A 14848-nucleotide genomic window follows, 5' to 3' on the forward strand; every position below is an offset into this window, starting at 1 on the left:
TCGCACGCGCGCGAAACGGGACACAGGTCGAAAGAGGGCAGATGGCGGACTTCTTCATCGGTGGGCAGTGGGTGGCCTCGGTCGCGGGGAAGACCAGGGAGATCCGGTGCCCGGCCAACGGTTCACTGGTCGCCGAGGTCGCGGAAGGCACGCGCGAGGACACCGAGGCGGCCATCGCCGCCGCGCGCGACGCCTTCGACATCGGGCCGTGGCCGTCCACGCCGAGCTGGAAACGCGGTGACGTCCTGCTCCGGGTGGCCGAGCTGCTGGAGCGCGACAAGGCGAGCTTCGCTCGGGCCGAATCGCTCGACACCGGCAAGCGGCTGGTGGAGAGCGAATACGACATGGACGACATCGCCGCCTGCTTCCGCTACTTCGGCAAGCTCGCCGGGCAGGACAGCGGCCGGGTGGTGGACACCGGCAATCCGGACGCGATCAGCCGGATCACCTACGAGCCGGTGGGTGTCTGCGGGCTGATCACACCGTGGAACTACCCGCTGCTGCAGACCGCGTGGAAGGTGGCCCCGGCGCTGGCCGCGGGCAACACCTTCGTGCTCAAGCCGAGCGAGCTGACCCCGCACACCTCGATCATGCTGATGCGCCTGCTGATGGAGGCCGGCGTGCCGGACGGGGTGGCCAACCTGGTGCTGGGCGCGGGCCCGGAGGCGGGCGCGCCGCTGTCCGAGCACCCGGACGTGGACCTGGTCTCGTTCACCGGCGGGCTGGCCACCGGCCGGATCGTGGCGGCCGCCGCGGCGGCCACGGTCAAGAAGGTGGCGCTGGAACTCGGTGGCAAGAACCCGAACGTGGTCTTCGCCGACGCCGACTTCGACACCGCGGTCGACTTCGCGCTGACCGCGGTCTTCCTGCACTCGGGCCAGGTCTGCTCGGCGGGTGCCCGGCTGATCGTGCAGGAGGAGCTGCACGATCAGCTGGTCGACGAGATCGTCCGCCGCGCCGAGCTGATCCGGATCGGCGGCCCGTTCGATCCCGACGCCGAGACCGGCCCGCTGATCTCCGCGGCGCACCTGGCCAAGGTGGAGGACTACGTGGCCAAGGCGATCGCCGAGGGCGCCGTGCTGCGCACCGGCGGGAAGCGCCCCGAGGGCGAGAAGTACGCGGGCGGCCACTACTACCTGCCGACCGTGCTGGACAACGTGACGCAGGGCAGCTTCGCGGTCCGCGAGGAGTCCTTCGGCCCGGTGCTCACCGTGGAGACCTTCACCGACGAGGACGACGCGGTGCGCATCGCCAACGACACGCACTACGGCCTCGCGGGCGGGGTGTTCACCTCGGACGTGTCCAAGGCGCAGCGCGTGGCGAACCGGCTGCGGCACGGCACGATCTGGATCAACGACTACCACCCGTACCTGCCGCAGGCCGAATGGGGCGGGTTCAAGCAGTCCGGCTTCGGCCGCGAACTCGGCCCGACCGGGCTCGCCGAATACCAGGAGGCCAAGCACATCTACCAGAACACCCGGCCAGGACCGCAGCACTGGTTCTCCGGCGGCCAAAGCTGAATCCCGTCCCCCACCCCACAGCGAAGGATGGTGCGATGAGTCAGACCGACGACGGCCTGGCCGGTTTCGGCTACAAGCAGGAACTGGAAAGAACGCTCGGGAACTTCCACACCTTCGCCGCCGGCATCTCCTACATCTCCATCCTCACCGGCACCTTCCAGCTGTTCTACTTCGGCTTCAGCTTCGGCGGGCCCGCCTACTGGTGGTCGTGGCCGCTGGTGTTCGCCGGTCAGCTGATGGTGGCGCTGTCCTTCGCCGAGCTGGCCGCGCACTACCCGGTGGCCGGTTCGATCTACAACTGGTCGAAGCGGCTGGGCAGCCAGCACGTGGCCTGGCTGGCCGGCTGGATGATGCTGACCGCGTCGATCGTGACCATCGCGTCGGTGGCGCTGGCCTACCAGATCACGCTGCCGCAGATCCTGGACTTCTTCCAGTTCGCCGAGGACCCCGCGGTGAACGCGGTGATCCTGGGCACGGCGCTGATCGTGTTCACCACGGTGGTCAACGCGTGGGGTGTGCAGCTGATGGCGCGGATCAACAGCGCCGGGGTGTTCATCGAGCTGATCGCCGCGGTGCTGCTGATCGTGCTGCTGGCGGCCAACATCACCCGCGGCCCGGAGGTGGTGATGGAGACGCAGGACACCGGTGCCGGGCACAGCATGGGTTATCTCGGCGCGTTCCTGGTCGCCTCGCTCGCCTCGACGTACGTGATGTACGGCTTCGACACCGCCAGCTCGCTCGGCGAGGAGTCGCACAACCCGCGGCGCAACGCGCCGAAGGCCATCCTGCGCGCGCTGATCGCGTCGTTTGTCATCGGCGGGCTCATCCTGCTGTTCGCGCTGATGGCGGTCGGGGACATCAACAACCCGGAGATCGCCACCGGCGGGCTGCAGTTCATCGTGCTGGACGTGCTGGGCAGCACGGTCGGCAAGGTCTTCCTGGTCACCGTGGTCATCGCGATCACCGTGTGCAACCTGGCGGTCCAGTCGGCCGCCATCCGGATGATGTTCGCGATGGCACGTGACAACGCGCTGCCCGCCGGGTCGAAACTGGCCCGGATCTCGCCGAAGACCAAGACCCCGGTGATCCCGGCGGTGGTGACCGGCGTGCTGGCGGTGGTGATCCTGGTGGTCAACGTGGGCCAGCCGCAGATCTTCACGGTGATCACCAGCATCGGCATCATCATGATCTACATCGCCTACCTGCTGGTGACGGTGCCCATGCTGGTCAAGCGGTTCCGCGGGCAGTGGCCGCCGCCGGAAACGCCGGGGGTGAAGTACTTCTCGCTCGGCAAGCTCGGGCTGCCGGTGAACATTCTCGGGGTGCTGTGGGGAGCCGGGATCGTGGTGAACCTGGCCTGGCCGCGGCGTGAGGTCTACAACGCCACCGAGCCCTACCACTGGTACCTGGAATGGGGCGCGGTGCTCTTTGTCGGCGGGGTGGCCGTGGTCGGCTTCGCCTACTACTGGTTCCGGCTGCGCCACCACACCGGCATTCTCGACGACCACCGGGCGACCGACCCGGAGAAACAGGAGGAAACCGCGTGAGCGAGGAGTTCGACTACGTCATCGTGGGCGGGGGGACCGCCGGTTCGGTGCTGGCGGCGCGCTTGTCGGAGGACTCGTCGGTCACCGTGTGCCTGCTCGAAGCCGGTCCGTCCGATGTGGACGATGACGCGATTCTGAAGCTGGACCGGTGGATGGCGTTGCTGGAGTCGGCCTATGACTGGGACTACCTGGTCGAGCCGCAGGACTCCGGCAACTCGTTCCTGCGCCACGCCAGGGCGAAGGTGCTCGGCGGGTGCTCCTCGCACAACTCGTGCATCGCGTTCTGGGCCCCGGCCGAGGACCTCGACGAATGGGCCTCGCTCGGCCTGCCCGGCTGGTCGGCGGCGGACATCTTCCCGCTGTACAAGGAACTCGAGACCAACGACGGGCCCGGCGAGCACCACGGCCGGTCCGGCCCGGTGACCATTCGCTCGGTGCCGCCGCACGACCCGGTCGGGGTGGCCCTGCTGGAGGCGTGCGAGCAGGCGGGGATCCCGCGCACCGAATTCAACTCCGGCAAGACGGTGACGCACGGCGCGAACTGGTTCCAGATCAACGCCCGCGAGGACGGCACGCGGTCCTCGGCGTCGGTGTCGTACCTGCACCCGATCCTCGGCAAGCGGCCGAACCTGGAGGTCCGGACCGGGCTGCGGGCGAAGAAGCTGGTGTTCGACGGCAAGCGCTGCACCGGTGTCGAATACCAGGCGCCGGACCTGTTGCACAGCAGGGAAATCCGCGCGCGCCGCGAGGTGGTCCTGAGCGCGGGCGCGATCGACTCGCCGAAGCTGCTGATGCTTTCCGGCATCGGGCCCGCCGAGCACCTGCGCGAGGTCGGCGTCGAGGTGCTGGTGGACTCGCCGGGCGTCGGCGAGAACCTGCAGGACCACCCCGAGGGCCTGGTCCAGTGGGACGCCAAGCAGCCGATGGTCACCGAATCCACGCAGTGGTGGGAAATCGGCATCTTCACCACCACCGAGCCGGGCCTGGACCGGCCGGACCTGATGTTCCACTACGGTTCGGTGCCGTTCGACCTGAACACCCTGCGGCACGGTTACCCGACCACGGAGAACGGCTTCTGCCTGACCCCGAACGTCACCCGCAGCCGCTCGACCGGCACGGTTCGCCTGCGCACCAGGGACTTCCGCGACCGGCCGAAGGTGGATCCGCGGTACTTCACCGATCCGCACGACATGCGCGTGATGACCTACGGCGTGCGCCTGGCGCGGGAGATCGTGGCCCAGCCCGCCATGGCCGCGTACGCCGGTGCCGAACTCGCCCCGGGCGCCGAAGCCCAGACCGACGACGAGATCGCGGACTACCTGCGCAAGACGCACAACACCGTGTACCACCCGTCGTGCACGGTGAAAATGGGCGCCGCGGACGACCCGATGGCACCACTCGACGAACGCCTGCGGGTGCGCGGTGTCGACGGCCTCCGCGTCTGCGACGGCTCGGCCATGCCGTTCCTGGTCGCGGTGAACCCGTGCATCACCACCATGGCCATCGGCGAACGCTGCGCCGACATGATCGCCGAAGACGCCAAGGCCTAGGCGCCGCCCGCCGCTGATCCGACCCACCGTCACGAATGTGGCTTTCGAGACATCTGGCGTCTCGAAAGCCACATTCGTGACACGAGCCGCGAGCAAACGAGGCGCGAAGCGCGAGCCACCGCGAACACAAAGGCGAGCCGGGAGCAAACAGACACAAGGTGAGCCGGGAGCGCAAACCGAAGGACCGCCCAGAGCCCCCCTTCCCCACCCCGGTCCGCAGCCAAAAACACGGCGAAGAACCCCTTGTCAAGGTACTCTTTCCCGCCTTGACAAGGGGTTCTTCGCCGTCGTCACAATGAAATACCGGGGTGGGGTGGCCCCCTACCGCAACAACGCGATGCACTCCACATGATGCGTCATCGGGAACGCGTCAAAAGCCCGCAACTCCGCCAGTTCGTACCCGTGCTCCCCGAACGTGGCCACATCCCGCGCCAGCGCCGCCGGGTCACAGGCCACGTACACCACCCGCTCCGGCGATCCTTCGGCAATCGCGTCGACGACCGCCTTGCCCGCGCCCTTCCGCGGCGGGTCCAGCACCACCACGTCCGGCCGCTCGTCCTCCGGGTCCAGCGCGTCCAGCACGTCCTCCACCAGCCCGGACCGCCAGTGCACCTGCGGCAGGTCCACCAGGTTTGCCGTGCCGTCGACCACCGCGCGCCGGCCGGATTCCACCGCCAGCACGTTGCCCCGCTCGCCGACCTGCTCGGCCAGCACCGACGCGAACAACCCCACGCCCGCGTACAGGTCCCACACGCGCCCGGTCCGCGGCGCCCGCGCCCATTCCCCGACCACGCCGGCGAAAGTGTCCGCGGCGGCCGGGTGCACCTGCCAGAAACCGTGCGCGTCCAGGCGCCAGTCCCGGCCGGCGGCGTGCTGGACGGCGACCCCGGCACTGTCCACATGCACCTGTCCGTCGCCGTCCACCGCCACCTCGATTTCGCTGCCGGGACGCCACTTCCGCGCCAGCACCCCGTCCAGCGCGCCGGGCACGGTGATCGGGCAGCCGTTGCCCGCCAGCGGGATCACCCGGTGGCTGCGGTGCGCGCGCAACCCGGCGCGCCCGTCGCGACCGGCCACCAGCCGCACCCGCGTCCGCCAGCCGAGCGGCCCGCCGGGTAGCTCCTCGACCTCGACCTCGCGCTCCAGTCCGGCCAGCCGCCGCAGCTGCTCGGTGATCACCGCGGCCTTCATTTCCCGTTGTGCCGCAGGCGAAGCGTGCTGCCAGTCGCAGCCGCCACAGAGCCCGGGACCGGACAGCGGGCACGGCGGCGTCACGCGCTCCGGCGCGGCGGTGAGCACCTCGACGGCGTCCGCCCGGCAGAACGAACCGCCCTTGTCCTCGGTGACCTCGGCGATCACCCGCTCCCCCGGCAGGCCGTGGCGCACAAAAACCACCCGGCCCTCGGCCCGCGCCACGCAGTGCCCGCCGTGCGCGACCGCGCCGATCTCCAGCTCGATCCGCCTGCCACGCCAGCTCTCGCTCACTGGCCGCGCTCCGAAGTGGACGAACCCATCAGGCCGCGCCGCACGTCACCGGCGGCCGGGCGCTCCCGGCCCGCCCGGTCGTAGGCCTTCTCCGAGGACTTCAGCTGCCACGGCACGCTGGTCACCATCACCCCCGGCTGGAACAGCAGCCTGCCCTTGAGCCGCAGCGCGCTCTGGTTGTGCAGCACCTGCTCCCACCAGTGCCCGACCACGTACTCCGGGATGAACACGGTGACCACGTGACGCGGGTTGTCGCCCCGGATGCGCTTGACGTAGTCCAGCACCGGCTTGGTGATCTCGCGGTACGGCGACTCGACCACCTTCAGCGGCACCTTGAACCCCTTCTTGCCCCATTCCGAAACCAGCTTGCGGGTGTCGGCGTCGTCCACGTTGACGGTGACCGCCTCCAGCACGTCCGGCCGGGTCGCCTTCGCGTAGGCCAGCGCCCGCAGCGTCGGGCGGTGCAGCTGGGAAACCAGCACCACCGCGTGGTTGCGCGAGGGCAGCACGACCGGCATCTCGTCGTCCTTGCGCAGTTCCTCGGCCACCCGGTCGTAGTGCTTCCGGATCGCGCTCATCACACCGAAGATGGCCACCATCGCGACGATCGCGATCCATGCGCCGGCGAGGAACTTGGTGATCAGCACGATGACCAGCACCGAGCCGGTCATCACCAGGCCGAAGGCGTTGATGCTCTGCGACTGCCGCATCCGGCGCCGCTCGGCGGGCGCCGGCGGCTTCTCGGTGTTGCCCAGCAGCCGGTTCCAGTGCCGCAGCATGCCGATCTGGCTCAGCGTGAACGAGACGAACACGCCCACGGTGTACAGCGGGATCAGCCGGGTCACCTCGGCGTCGAAGGCGACCACCAGCACGATGGCGAACCCGGCCAGGAACAGGATGCCGTTGGAGAAGGCCAGCCGGTCGCCGCGGGTGTGCAGCTGGCGCGGCAGGAACCGGTCCTGCGCCAGGATCGAGCCGAGCACGGGGAAGCCGTTGAACGCGGTGTTCGCGGCCAGCACCAGGATCAGCGCGGTGACCACGGTCACGAAGAAGAACCCGGGCGCGAAGCCGGAGAACACCGTCTCGGCCAGCTGCACCACCAGCGTGTCCTGGGTGTAGCCGGGCGGCGCGTTGAGCAGCTGCTCCGCCGGGTTCTCGGCGAGCACCACGCCGGTCTCGCGGGCCAGCACGATGATGCCCATGAACATGGTCACCGCGATGGTGCCGAGCATCAGCAGCGTGGTGGCCGCGTTGCGGGACTTGGGCTTGCGGAAGGCGGGCACGCCGTTGCTGATCGCCTCGACCCCGGTCAGCGCGGCGCAGCCCTGGGTGAACGCGCGCAGCACCAGGAAGACCATCGCCAGCCCGGTCAGGTGCTCGTTGTCCTGCGCCAGCTGCAGCCCGGCGCTGTCGGCCTTGAGCTCCTCACCGGCCACCAGCGTGCGGTAGAGCCCGTAGGTGATCATCACGAAGATGCCGAGCATGAACGCGTAGGTGGGCACCGCGAAGGTGCTGCCGGACTCGCGGATGCCACGCAGGTTCATCGCCGAGAGCAGCAGGATGCCGCCGATGCAGAACATCACCTTGTGCTCGGCCACGAACGGCACCAGCGCGCCGATGTTCGCCGCGGCCGCGGAAATCGACACCGCCACCGTCAGCACGTAGTCGACCAGCAGCGCGCTGGCCACGGTCAGCCCCGCCTTCGGGCCGATGTTGACCGTGGCCACCTCGTAGTCGCCACCGCCGCTGGGATAGGCGTGCACGTTCTGCCGGTAGCTGGCGACCACGGCCAGCATGACCACCACCACGACCAGCCCGATCCACGGCGACATGGTGAACGAGGCCAGCCCGGCGACGCTGAGCGTCAGGAAGATCTCTTCCGGCGCGTACGCGACACTGGACAGCGCGTCGGAGGCGAAGACGGGGAGTGCGATCCGCTTGGGCAGCAGGGTGTGGGCCAGCCGGTCGCTGCGGAACGGCCGACCCAGTACCAGCCGTTTGACCGCGGTGGCGAACTTGGACACGGCCGAAGGGTAATGGAGCCCGCGCACACCCCGCCGGGCGCCGCGCGGTAAGGCGCCCTCCCCTCTCCGGGGTGCTGGCGGTAGGTTCTCCGCTGGTGTGTGAGATTAGGGAGGCGCAACGGTGCACGTGGTGATCATGGGGTGCGGCCGGGTGGGCGCATCGCTGGCCGCCGCACTCGAACGGCTCGGGCACGAGGTCGCCGTGATCGACCGCGACCAGCAGTCGTTCCGCAGGCTGGGCAGCGACTTCCACGGCCAGCAGGTGGTCGGGGTCGGCTTCGACCGGCGGGTGCTGACCGAGGCAGGCATCGAGCGCGCCGGCGCCTTCGCGGCGGTGTCCAGCGGTGACAACTCGAACATCATCTCGGCCAGGGTGGCCAGGGAGACCTTCGGCGTCGAGCACGTGGTGGCGCGGATCTACGACCACAAGCGCGCCGCGGTCTACGAGCGCCTCGGCATCCCGACGGTGGCCACCGTGCCGTGGACCACCGACCGGTTCCTGCGGACCCTGCTGCCCGACGGCGTGGCCTCGGCGTGGCGGGATCCCTCCGGCACGGTCGCGCTGCTCCAGCTGCCGCTGCACGAGGACTGGATCGGCCGCAGCGTGGCCCAGCTCCAGGCCGAAACCGGCGCGCGGGTGGCGTTCATCATGCGGTTCGGCACCGGGGTGCTGCCCGATTCGAAGGCCGTGCTGCAGTCCGGTGACGTGGTCTACGTGGCCGCGCACTCGGGCACGGTGAGCGACGTGACGAGCGTGGCCGCGCGCGCCCCCGAGGAGGAGAACTGATGCGGGTCGCCATTGCCGGAGCCGGCGCGGTCGGCCGGTCGATCGCCGCAGAACTGGTGGACGCCGGGCACCAGGTGATGCTCATCGAGCGCCAGTCCGACCAGTTCATGCCGGAAACCGTGGAGCAGGCCGACTGGGTGCTCGGCGACGCCTGCGAGGTGTCCACTCTGGAGGAGTCGGACATCGAGCTGTGCGACGTGGTGATCGCGGCCACCGGTGACGACAAGGTGAACCTGGTGGTGTCGCTGCTGGCGAAGACCGAGTTCGCGGTGCGCCGGGTGGTGGCCAGGGTGAACAACCCGGCCAACGAGTGGCTGTTCAACGACGCGTGGGGGGTGGACGTGGCGGTGTCCACCCCGCGCATGCTGGCGGCGATGGTGGAGGAGGCGGTCAGCGTCGGCGACCTGGTGCGGCTGATGACCTTCCGGCAGAGCCAGGCGAACCTGGTGGAGATCACGCTGCCGGAGGAGACCCCGCTGGCCGGGCGCCCGGTGGCGGATCTGGCCCTGCCGCGGGACGCGGCGCTGGTGACGATCCTGCGCGGGGAGCGGGTGATCGTGCCCCAGCCGGACGACCCGCTCGAGGCCGGGGACGAGCTGCTGTTCGTCTCGCAGTCCGATGTGGAACCGGAGATCCGCGCGGCGCTGGGGTACTGATCGTCTGACATGGCCCAACCTGTCTGGCCTGCGCGCTACCGCATCGATCCGGAAAGCCTGCGCGAGACGATCGAGAACCCCGCGGAACTGACCCTGTGGCTCGACGCGGCGCTGGCGCGGACCCCGCCGTCGGATCCCGACGACGAGCGCGCGCACCGCACCGCCATCGGTGTGGCGGCCCGCATGCTGGAGCGGCTCGACGAGGCCGAGGTCCAGCTGGGCCGCGCGGTCGAGCTGGCCACCAAGCCGCGTGACGCGGTGCTGGCGCGGGTCCGGCTGGCTCACGTGCACCAGTGGCAGGGCCGGTTCACGCTGGCCGAATCGGAGTTCCGGCACTGCCTCCGCGACGCGCACCTGGCCGGAGATCAGGTGCACGTGGTCTACCAGCACGCCGGGAAGTGCGCCTACGACGCCGGGGACTGGGTGCTGGCCAGGGAGCGGTTCGCCACCGCGATGCGCCTGCGGCTCTACGGCGGTGACGAGGAGCTGATCGAGGCCACCAGGATGGCGCTGGACGCCGCCGACGCGGCCGTCACCGCGGCCGCGGTGGGCGCGGAGCTGGACCGGCTGGTGCCCGCCGTGCACAAGCTCACCGCGACCCGGCTGGCGCCGGCCATCTTCGACCGGCACGGGCTGCCACCGCACGCGGGCACGCTGGTCGAACTCGGCCTGCTCGGGGTGTCGAAGCCGGTGCCGCTGGAGGTGGTGCGCGGGCTGCACCGGTACGTCACAGGTCTGGAGGCGCGGCTCGACGCGCTCGTGGCAGCGGGCTGGCTGCTCAAAACGGCCAAAACGGTCGTGGTCAGCTCGCGGGGGCGGGCGTTGTTGCGCCAGCTGGCGGTCGCGCAGGCGCAGACGGCCCGCACCCTTTGGGGCGAACCAGTTCTAGGGAAGTCACTAGCCGACGAGGTCGTCTCGGGCGCGGTCGGGACCTCCGGCGGCCCGGTGTTCGACGCCGTGGCAAGGCTCGCCGAACACAATCCGGACCCCGGTGTGGCGGGTGATCTGTTCCACCGGCTGAATGCGCTGCGTCACCACCGAGCCGACGGCCACGCGGCGGCGTGGCAGGCCGAAGGGCACACCGTGCGCTCGGTCCGGCGGCTGGCGGCGGGCTCACCGGAACGCGTCCGGATCGACGCGCTGACCGACCGGATCGCCGCCCGCGCGTACCGGCCGCTGTCGCACCAGCGGCGCACCGAACTGCTCAGCGTGCTCCGGGGCCTGCGGCACGAGCCCCTGGTGTGAGGCCGCACTGGTGAGCGCAGTGGCGCCCGGGGGAAGCCGAGGTGTCACGAATGTGGCTTTCGAGACGTCTGGCGTCTCGAAAGCCACATTCGTGACATCCGAGCCACCCGGCGGGCAGGCTCGCTGGGCGCTGCGTCGCGGTCGCCGATGGCCGCGCTGCCCGGACACGAATGTGGCTTTCGGGGCGGATTTCGCCCCGAAAGCCACATTCGTGTCCAAGCCCGCGCGTTACGTGCTCTGGTCCGGCGTCTGCGCGTACTTCTCCCGCAGCCTGGCCTCGACCTGCTCGTCGGTCTCCTCGGCCGGTTCCGGGCCCTCTTCGGCCTCACGCTGCTTGATCCGCTTGTCCGCGCGCCGGATCGCCCACACCACCACGATCAGCGCCAAACCCCACAGCGGATAGCCCATGGCGATCTTCGCGAAGGCCAGCCAGCCGGTGTAATCCTCCTCGTACAGCCACCGCTGCACGATGAACCGCGCCCCGAACACCGCCGCCAGCGCCGCGGTGGCCAGGTCGTAGCCGTAGACCGAGGACTTGTCCTTCTTCCACTTCATCGGCACGCGGTTCATCACGCTCCACAGCACCCCGACCAGCGGGTACCGGAACACGATGGTGAGCGCCACGATCGCGAAGCAGGCCAGGCTGAACCAGATCCCGACCAGGAAGAAGCCCTTCGCCGAACCCGTGCGGTAGGCGATGAACGACGAGATCGCGATGCCGATGAAACCGGACACGGCCGGCTTGATCGGCTCCTTGCGGACCGCGCGGAAGATCACGAAGAACACGCCGACGCCGACCGCGCTCCAGATCCCCGGCATCAGCCCGGCGAACGAGTTCACCAGCACGAACACCATCACCGGGAAGGACGAGTAGAACAGCCCCATCGCGCCGCCCATGTCCTCCCAGACCGTGGGCATCTTGCGTTCCTGCTGCTGGTTCTCGCCGTCGGCGTCCTGGCGATCGGTTCGCGGGTTTTCGCTCACGGTGTGTTACCACTCTGCTCGGGGTGCACGGACAAGCACGGCGTCAGGAAGTGGTCTGCAACTCGTAGTACGGGTTGTAGAGCACCTTGCGGCCGTCGCGGTCCGCCATCCTGCCACGTGCCTTCACCGTCCGCCCAGGCTCGATGCCCGGGATGCGGCGCCGGCCGAGCCAGACCAGGGTCACCCCGTCGGTCCCGTCGAACAGTTCGGCCTCCAGCGTGGCCACGTCGGCGGACGGGCACAGCTCGACGCTTCTGAGCCGCCCGAGCACGGTCACTTCCTCACCCGACCGGCAGTCGCAGGCGCGGCGCGCTCCGGACTTTTCGGACTCTTCGGAAAGATCGTCGGCGTCGAGCTCCTCGACGTCGGTGGTCAGCTTGCGAACCAACCGGCTGAAGTAGCCGCCGTCTTTGGCGGGCATATGCGGTGCTCCTGTGCTCCGGGGCCCCCGACTTGAACGGCCCGTGCCTAACCAGCGTAGCTTTTCCGGGCCAGGAAAACCGATTTCCACCCAGGATCGCAACGTGACCTGCACGACCGCCGTTCTGTTGCCCGGCACCGGATCCGACGAGATTTTTGTCCGCTCGGCCTTCGCGGGGCCGCTGTGTGCCGCCGGGATCGAGCTGGTCGCGCCCGCGCCACCGCCCGACGGCACGGCGCTGATCGAGGGTTATCTGGCCGCCTTCACCTCCGCCGCGGCGGAATCCGGCGGAAAACTGCTGGTGGGAGGCGTGTCACTGGGCGCGCACCTGGCGGCGGAGTGGGCGTTGCGAAATCCTGAACGGTGTTCTGGGCTGGTGCTCGCCCTGCCCGCGTGGAACGGCGTGCCGGACGGAGCGCCCGCCTCGGTCGCCGCGCGGATCTCGGCGGAAATGGTGGAGCGCGACGGCCTCGCGAACGCCCTGCGCACCGCCACCGACGGCGTGGCGCCCTGGCTGGCGGCCGAACTCCGGCGTGCCTGGCCCCGGCACGGCGACGCGCTGGCGGCCGGTCTGCGGGCGGCGGGCGGCCACCCGGCGCCGACCCTGGATGCCTTGGCGCGGTTGCGGGTTCCGGCCGGGATAGCGGCCTGCACGGACGATCCGGTGCACCCGGCGGCCGTCGCCCGCGCATGGGCGGCCGCGCTGCCGCGGGCGCGGGTGTGCGAAACCACCCTCGCGGCACTCGGCGAGGACCGCGAATCCCTCGGCCAAGCGGCGGTCGCCGCATGGCGGCAAGCGGGCACCCTCTAACGTCGGGCCGGTGCGACCGGATGAACACCACGACGACGGATTGCTCACCTGGCTGAGCGCCCTGGACAAGACCGCGCTCGCCGCCGTGCTCGCCCGGCGGCCGCTCGTCACCGAAGCACCGCGGCCCCGGCGGCTCGCGGACATCGCCGTGCGCCTGCACGACGAGGCGTCGATGATCGAGGCGATCGCGGACCTGACCGCACCGGGGGTGCAGTTCCTGCGAGCCGCGCAGCTCTGCCGTGCGCTCGGGCGGGAGGTGACGATCCCCGCGGTGGCGGAACTCCTCGGCACCACCGCCTCGGTGGTCGAACCACTGGTGGCCACGCTGGAAGAACGGGCGCTGGCCTGGCCGTTGCCTTCGGGCGCGCTCGGCGTCTGCGTGGCGTTCGACCCGTACGCCTACGGCGTGCACGGCCTCGGCATGCCGATGGCCGAACTCCTGGACGGCCTGGACGCGCGAGGGCTCCGCACCCTCTGCGCCCAGCACGGCGTTCCCGGCCGCAAGGAGCTGCTCGCTCTTTTCCGCGACGGCGAGCGGATGCGGGCGCTGATCGCCGAAGCCCCCGCCGACACGCGGGCGCTGCTGCACGACCTCGCCTGGCACGGTCCAGAGCGCGCGGACGTGCTGCCGATGGACCCGGAGAACGCGCGCGCGGAGGACTTCCCGGCGGGCTGGGCGGTCGAGCGCGCACTGCTGTTCGCCACCTTCTTCACCGAGGTGCACATGCCGCTCGAGGTGGCGCTGGCGGTGCGCGGGCCCGGCTACCACCTGCCGTTCGATCCCGAGCCGCCCGAGGTCACCACCGTCGCCGTGGACCAGGCGCGGATCGAGCCGGAAGCGGCCGAAGCAACGCTCCGCCTGCTGGCCCGGTACCGCGCGACCATCGACAGCGCGGCCGCCGAGCCGCTCGCCCTGCGCAAGACCGGGCAGGTGGGTGCGCGGATGGTCAACCGCCTCACCAAGCAGACCGGCGGGACCCGGGCCGAGATCGAACTGGTGCTGGCGCTGGCGCTCAAGGCCGGGCTGCTCGAGGCCACGCCGGAAGGCACCCTCGTCCCCTCCGGCGAAGCGATCCGGCTCCAGGCCGAACCGGACGGCACGACCCTGGTCGCGCTCCTGTCGATCTGGTGGGAAGCCGCCGACCACCCCGATGACCCCGAGAGCGCCCAGCACGAGATCGCCGGCGCCCGCATCCGCAGCCGGTTGCTGCCGTTGCTCGGCTCGTTCGGCCCTGGCCGCGGTCAGGCGGACGCAGCCGCGTTGACGGCACGCGTTTCCTGGCTGACCCCGCTCGTGGTCGCCGACGTGGTCGAGGACCAGATCCGGCAGGCGCTCGCGGACGCCGAGTTGCTCGGGTTGACCCGCGCTGGGACGCTCACCGAGCTGGGCAGGGCCGTGGTGGAGGCGGCCGAAGGCACCATCCTGCGCACGAACGCGCCCGGCCTGCTCGCCGCCGCCGGGAAGCTCACCGAGCCCGGCCCCGCGCCGTACGCGGAACCCGCGCGAGAGGACCCGGCCGAGCTGGCCGGGCGGCTGCTCGAGGTGCCCGCGGTGGGTCCGGAACCCGACTTCGACGCGTTGGCACGCGCTCTACGCCTGCCCGAGGACCGTCTCGGCCCCTTCCTCGCCGGCGCACCGATCGAACTCGAGTACGGCGGCGAGGTGATCTTGGCCGTGGCTCCCGAACCCCACGGGGATTCGGTCGAGGTGTGGGACGTCAAGCGGCGCGAATACCGGCTGCTGCGCACTTCGGACATCCGCTAGCCGGCGCCACGGCCCGGACACGAATGTGGCTTTCGGGGCGTTTCCGCCCCGAA

General features: G+C 70.4%; 12 protein-coding genes. 8 read left to right on the forward strand and 4 right to left on the reverse strand.

The genetic code is table 11. The annotated features are described in order from the left end of the window. The first annotated feature begins 41 nt into the window (after positions 1–41). The 3 genes from A4R43_RS14110 to A4R43_RS14120 are packed head-to-tail and all read left to right on the forward strand — an operon-like array spanning position 42 to position 4617. Positions 42–1520 (forward strand): aldehyde dehydrogenase family protein, encoded by a 1479-nt coding sequence (locus tag A4R43_RS14110; RefSeq protein ID WP_113692754.1) that lies wholly within the window; start codon positions 42–44, stop codon positions 1518–1520. Between the two features lie 35 nt (positions 1521–1555). Beyond that, a complete protein-coding gene (locus A4R43_RS14115; protein WP_113692755.1) occupies positions 1556–3067 on the forward strand; it encodes an APC family permease in 1512 nt (503 codons plus the stop codon). After that, a complete protein-coding gene (locus A4R43_RS14120) occupies positions 3064–4617 on the forward strand; it encodes a GMC family oxidoreductase (protein ID WP_113692756.1) in 1554 nt (517 codons plus the stop codon). Before A4R43_RS14115 ends, A4R43_RS14120 begins: the two co-directional genes overlap by 4 nt. Positions 4618–4938: 321 nt before the next feature. On the opposite strand, the gene A4R43_RS14125 is transcribed toward A4R43_RS14120, so the two are convergent. Continuing rightward, complete coding sequence (locus A4R43_RS14125; protein ID WP_113692757.1) at positions 4939–6102, reverse strand: class I SAM-dependent RNA methyltransferase; 1164 nt, start codon at positions 6100–6102, stop codon at positions 4939–4941. Next, entirely contained in the window at positions 6099–8126 is a 2028-nt protein-coding gene (locus A4R43_RS14130; protein ID WP_113697585.1) for an APC family permease, read from the reverse strand. The genes A4R43_RS14125 and A4R43_RS14130 overlap by 4 nt, the downstream gene beginning before the upstream one ends. 121 nt (positions 8127–8247) lie before the next feature. Here A4R43_RS14130 and A4R43_RS14135 point away from each other — a divergent pair, with 121 nt between their 5' ends. Genes A4R43_RS14135 through A4R43_RS14145 form a run of 3 tightly spaced genes read left to right on the forward strand, consistent with a single transcriptional unit; the run spans position 8248 to position 10814 of the window. Next, positions 8248–8913 carry a potassium channel family protein gene (locus A4R43_RS14135; RefSeq protein WP_113692758.1) on the forward strand — a complete coding sequence of 222 codons (666 nt, stop codon included), beginning with the start codon at positions 8248–8250 and terminating at the stop codon, positions 8911–8913. Further along, positions 8913–9569, forward strand: a complete 657-nt coding sequence (locus tag A4R43_RS14140) for a potassium channel family protein (protein WP_113692759.1) — start codon at positions 8913–8915, stop codon at positions 9567–9569. Before A4R43_RS14135 ends, A4R43_RS14140 begins: the two co-directional genes overlap by 1 nt. Positions 9570–9578: 9 nt before the next feature. Beyond that, complete coding sequence (locus A4R43_RS14145; protein WP_113692760.1) at positions 9579–10814, forward strand: tetratricopeptide repeat protein; 1236 nt, start codon at positions 9579–9581, stop codon at positions 10812–10814. A 228-nt stretch (positions 10815–11042) separates the two neighbouring features. Here A4R43_RS14145 and A4R43_RS14150 read toward each other — a convergent pair whose 3' ends face one another. Both A4R43_RS14150 and A4R43_RS14155 read right to left on the reverse strand, forming a co-directional pair. Beyond that, entirely contained in the window at positions 11043–11732 is a 690-nt protein-coding gene (locus A4R43_RS14150; RefSeq protein ID WP_113697586.1) for a DUF3159 domain-containing protein, read from the reverse strand. Positions 11733–11841: 109 nt separating this feature from the next. After that, positions 11842–12219 carry an OB-fold nucleic acid binding domain-containing protein gene (locus A4R43_RS14155; RefSeq protein WP_113692761.1) on the reverse strand — a complete coding sequence of 126 codons (378 nt, stop codon included), beginning with the start codon at positions 12217–12219 and terminating at the stop codon, positions 11842–11844. Positions 12220–12322: 103 nt separating this feature from the next. Between A4R43_RS14155 and A4R43_RS14160 the strand changes: the two genes are divergently transcribed. Both A4R43_RS14160 and A4R43_RS14165 read left to right on the forward strand, forming a co-directional pair. Further along, positions 12323–13030, forward strand: coding sequence for an alpha/beta fold hydrolase (locus A4R43_RS14160; RefSeq protein WP_113692762.1), 708 nt, complete (start codon positions 12323–12325; stop codon positions 13028–13030). A 10-nt stretch (positions 13031–13040) separates the two neighbouring features. Next, the gene (locus A4R43_RS14165; protein WP_162788465.1) at positions 13041–14795 is read left to right on the forward strand and encodes a hypothetical protein; all 1755 of its coding nucleotides are present in this window, start codon (positions 13041–13043) and stop codon (positions 14793–14795) included. Positions 14796–14848: the final 53 nt, after the last annotated feature.

It is taken from the genome of Amycolatopsis albispora (genome assembly GCF_003312875.1).
GTDB classification, from domain to species: domain Bacteria; phylum Actinomycetota; class Actinomycetes; order Mycobacteriales; family Pseudonocardiaceae; genus Amycolatopsis; species Amycolatopsis albispora.

Coding starts and splice junctions, on each gene's coding strand:
- A4R43_RS14110 (WP_113692754.1), top strand. CDS start 42: ATGGCGGACTTCTTCATCGGTGGGCAGTGGGTGGCCTCGGTCGCGGGG.
- A4R43_RS14115 (WP_113692755.1), top strand. CDS start 1,556: ATGAGTCAGACCGACGACGGCCTGGCCGGTTTCGGCTACAAGCAGGAA.
- A4R43_RS14140 (WP_113692759.1), top strand. CDS start 8,913: ATGCGGGTCGCCATTGCCGGAGCCGGCGCGGTCGGCCGGTCGATCGCC.
- A4R43_RS14145 (WP_113692760.1), top strand. CDS start 9,579: ATGGCCCAACCTGTCTGGCCTGCGCGCTACCGCATCGATCCGGAAAGC.
- A4R43_RS14150 (WP_113697586.1), bottom strand. CDS start 11,732: ATGCCCACGGTCTGGGAGGACATGGGCGGCGCGATGGGGCTGTTCTAC.
- A4R43_RS14155 (WP_113692761.1), bottom strand. CDS start 12,219: ATGCCCGCCAAAGACGGCGGCTACTTCAGCCGGTTGGTTCGCAAGCTG.